Origin of the sequence: Gelidibacter sp. (genome assembly GCF_035577925.1) — a bacterium.
Taxonomy (GTDB): Bacteria; Bacteroidota; Bacteroidia; order Flavobacteriales; family Flavobacteriaceae; genus Gelidibacter.
The window spans coordinates 1-4,089 of the sequence record NZ_DATJCY010000159.1 but is presented as its reverse complement, the minus strand read 5'-3'; the positions used below and the strand labels follow the sequence as shown (position 1 = coordinate 4,089).

At 38.0% G+C, this 4,089-nt stretch carries 4 protein-coding genes; 2 read left to right on the top strand and 2 right to left on the bottom strand.

Going from position 1 to position 4,089, the window contains the following annotated elements:
* Positions 1-197, bottom strand: a 197-nt coding sequence (locus VNJ50_RS05570; RefSeq protein WP_325579840.1) for an AIR carboxylase family protein, incomplete at its 3' end; no start/stop codon positions are given.
* Between the two features lie 71 nt (positions 198-268).
* Positions 269-1,423 carry a 5-(carboxyamino)imidazole ribonucleotide synthase gene (locus VNJ50_RS05565; protein ID WP_325579838.1) on the bottom strand — a complete coding sequence of 385 codons (1,155 nt, stop codon included), beginning with the start codon at positions 1,421-1,423 and terminating at the stop codon, positions 269-271.
* Positions 1,424-1,577: 154 nt separating this feature from the next.
* On the opposite strand from VNJ50_RS05565, the gene VNJ50_RS05560 reads away from it, so the two are divergent.
* The gene (locus tag VNJ50_RS05560) at positions 1,578-2,687 is read left to right on the top strand and encodes an adenylate kinase (protein ID WP_325579836.1); all 1,110 of its coding nucleotides are present in this window, start codon (positions 1,578-1,580) and stop codon (positions 2,685-2,687) included.
* A gap of 133 nt (positions 2,688-2,820) precedes the next feature.
* Positions 2,821-3,819: a GTPase ObgE gene (gene obgE / locus VNJ50_RS05555; RefSeq protein ID WP_325579834.1), complete on the top strand. Its 999-nt coding sequence runs from the start codon at positions 2,821-2,823 to the stop codon at positions 3,817-3,819.
* Positions 3,820-4,089 lie beyond the last annotated feature (270 nt).

Sequence of the window (4,089 nt, the reverse complement as noted above, 5' to 3'; positions counted from 1 at the left end):
CCGCCCGCACCGGCAATAATGACCGAAAATCCACGAATATGTGCATTTTTGCCGTAATCAAATAATTTTTCGGGAGTGCGGTGTGCCGAAACAATATCGACTTCAACCGCAATATTAAATTCTTTTAAAATATCTATGGCGTCTTGCATAACTGGCAAATCGCTTTTGCTTCCCATGATAATTCCTACTTTGCTCATAATTTTTTAACTCTTAAATTATATAATGTCCTTTTTTTATAGTTTGAAAAACCATGACATTAGATACGGCTTTATTGGCTGATTACTTTAATTAAATTTTTGACGTCTTCTGCAATTTTTCGGGCTTCGTTCAGATCCTCGTTCACGATAGTGACGTGGCCCATTTTTCGAAATGGCCGGGTTTGTTTTTTACCATAAATATGTGGTGTTACCCCATCCATTGCCAAAATATCTTCAATGTTTTCATAGATCACATCCCCGGAATAGCCTTCGGCGCCCACTAAATTAACCATGACACCCGCTACTTTATTGCCTGTATTTCCTAAAGGCAAATTGAGAACGGCTCTTAAATGTTGCTCAAATTGTGATGTAAAACTCGACTCGATGGTATGGTGGCCAGAGTTGTGGGGTCGCGGCGCAACTTCATTGACAAGGATTTTATCATCTTGGGTTTGGAACATTTCAACTGCCAATAAACCCACGTGTCCGAATGCGTTTGACACTTGCATTGCTATTTTTTTTGCTTCAAAAGCTACTTTAGGATCAATTCTCGCAGGGCAAATTACATATTCTACTTGGTTGGCTTCCGGATGAAACTCCATTTCTACAACAGGGTAGGTTTTGACTTCGCCATTGCTGTTTCTGCTCACAATGACCGCCAATTCATTTTTAAAAGGAATCATGGTTTCTGCAATGCACTCACCATCCTTTAGGTCTTTTAAATCAGATTTTTCGCGGACTATTTTCACGCCGTTTCCATCATATCCAAATTGAGCGGCTTTCCAAACAAACGGAAAGCTGAGTCCGCCGTTGTCAATGGCATCTTCTATTTGCGACACATAAGCAAAACGTGTAAAGCTGGCTGTTGGAATATTATTATCCACATAAAACAATTTTTGTGTGGCTTTATTTTGAATGGTTCTTAAGGTTTTGGACGAAGGGAACACTTTGATGCCTTCTTTCTCCAAGGTTTCGAGCGCATTGGCATTGACGTTTTCGATTTCGATGGTAAGTGTATCAACGCGTCGTCCAAAATTGACAACGGTTTCGTAATCCATTAAATCGCCTTGGGTAAACTCATTGCATGCAATTTTGCAAGGCGCATCATTGCTGGGATCAAGTACACAGGTGTAAATGTCGAATTTTCGCGTTTCGGTAAGCAACATTTTGCCCAATTGTCCGCCACCAAGAATGCCAAGTTTGAAATTTGAAGAGAAATAGGCCATGTTTAAGGTTCTAAAAGAAGAATTATCGGTTTGTTATATTAGTAAATTATGCAAAAATACGTTTAAACTCTGAAATTTGTAAATCAAATCCTGAAATTTCGGAAGCAAATTTTAAATCAAAAGTGTATATTTGCGTCTTTAAAAACCAATTACCTTGATTAAGCTTCACGATTTATATTTTAAGCCCTTTATTTCAGAAAATGAAATCGATAATGCCGTCCAACGCATGGTGGATGAGGTAGTAAGTGATGTTCAAGATGAAATTCCGGTATTTGTTGGTATCTTAAATGGCTCCTTTATGTTTGTGAGTGATTTTGTTAAAAAATACCCAAATCCGTGCGAAGTGACCTTTATAAAATTAGCGTCTTATGAAGGCGTGAAGTCCACCGAAGATATTCAGCGTTTAATTGGTTTGACACAAGATTTGACCAATAGAGTGGTGGTGATTCTTGAAGATATAATAGATTCTGGAAATACCTTGGAAGAAATCCATCGCATTTTTAAAAATGAAAAGGTCAAAAAATTAAGTATTGCCACGCTGTTCCACAAGCCTGAAGCCTACAAGAAAGATTTTAAACTCCATTATGTGGGGATTAATATTCCTGATAAATTTATAGTGGGTTACGGATTGGATTATAACGGATTGGGAAGAAATTTGCCTAAAGTATATCAACTAAAAACAACACAATATATGACTAATTTTGTCCTATTTGGACCTCCGGGCGCCGGTAAAGGGACGCAAGCCAATTTTTTAAAGGAAACGTATAATCTTGTACATATTTCTACAGGCGATGTGTTTAGATACAATATTAAAAATGAAACTGCGCTTGGAATGTTGGCCAAATCCTATATGGATAAAGGAGAATTGGTCCCCGATGAGGTTACAATAGATATGCTAAGGGCCGAAGTTGAAAAAAACAGCGATGCCAATGGCTTTATTTTTGATGGTTTTCCAAGGACCAATGCCCAGGCTAAAGCTTTGGACGACTTAATGGATAGTAAAGACTCACAAATTAATGCCATGGTCGCTCTTGAAGTTGACGATGAGGTTTTGGTTGAGCGCTTGTTGGGCAGAGGAAAAACGTCTGGAAGGCCAGATGATGCCGATGAGAAAATTATTAGAAACAGAATTAAGGAATACTATCAAAAAACAGCTATTTTAAAAGACTATTATGCCGCTCAAGACAAGTATTGTGGCGTGGATGGTGTTGGTAGCATTTCTGATATCACAAACCGATTGACTGCGGTGATTGATAAATTATAGTAGAACCAATTTCGGATATCGAACAATTAATTTGAATTTTTGATAGAACGCGTGTTTTTTTAGATTATCAAAACACGACGCTATATTGCCATAAATTGATTTTTGACTTAACAAAAATCAGAAAACTAAAAACATGACAGAAGGTAACTTCGTTGACTATATTAGAATGAACGTCCAATCCGGAAACGGCGGTAGAGGTTCCATGCACTTGCATCGTGAAAAATACGTCGCCAAAGGAGGTCCCGATGGCGGTGATGGCGGTCGTGGTGGTCATGTTATTATTAGGGGCAATAGCAATTTGTGGACGTTGTTCCATTTAAAATTTAAAAAGCATATCCGGGCCGAGCATGGCGGACACGGAGGTGCTTCAAGAAGTACGGGTGCCGATGGTAAAGATGAATATATTGAGGTGCCATTGGGAACGGTAGTAAGAGATCTCGAAACCAATGAGGTTATTTTTGAAATTACCGAGCATGGCGAAGAAAAGGTCATCGCCGAAGGTGGTATGGGTGGCCTTGGAAACTGGCATTTTAAAACCTCTACCAATCAAACACCGCGTTACGCCCAACCGGGTATTCCTTTGCAGGAACGTGACATTTTGCTTGAACTTAAGCTATTGGCTGATGTAGGTCTGGTAGGTTTTCCAAATTCAGGGAAATCAACGCTGTTGTCGGTTATCACTTCGGCAAAACCAAAGATTGCCGATTATGAGTTTACGACCTTAAAACCTAATTTGGGCATTGTTGAATATCACGATTTTCAGTCGTTTGTCATGGCCGATATCCCTGGTATTATTGAAGGTGCCGCTGAGGGTAGAGGGCTTGGCCACTATTTTTTGAGACATATTGAACGCAACTCCGTTTTGCTATTTGTAATTCCTGCGGATGCCGAAGATATTTTTCAGCAATACGAAATATTGTTGGATGAATTGCGTCGCTACAATCCTGAAATGTTGGATAAGGACCGATTAATAGCAATTTCAAAAAGTGATATGCTGGATGCCGAACTTGAAGCAGAGCTTAAAATAGAACTAGATAAAACACTTCCTGTAGATTATTTGTTTATTTCATCGGTAGCACAAAAAGGCATTGCTGATTTAAAAGATACGCTTTGGAAAATGCTTCACGTCTGACAGCGCTTTTGTAATTCTTAAGTTTTATTAAGAGCAAAGATTGATGCTTTTCTGTCATTGCGAATTTTTAATAATGAATTAAGAACCTGTTTAAATCTTAACGAAATATTTATATTATAACTGTTTATATTTCTTAGTTGTCTTTTTATGCTCTTTTTAGCATCTTTTAGCCTTTGATTACTTGATTTAGCCCGCTAAATCTTCATTATCAAAAACTAAAATCTATCTAAAAATATCTATAAAAATTCAAACTATAATTTTTAAACAGGC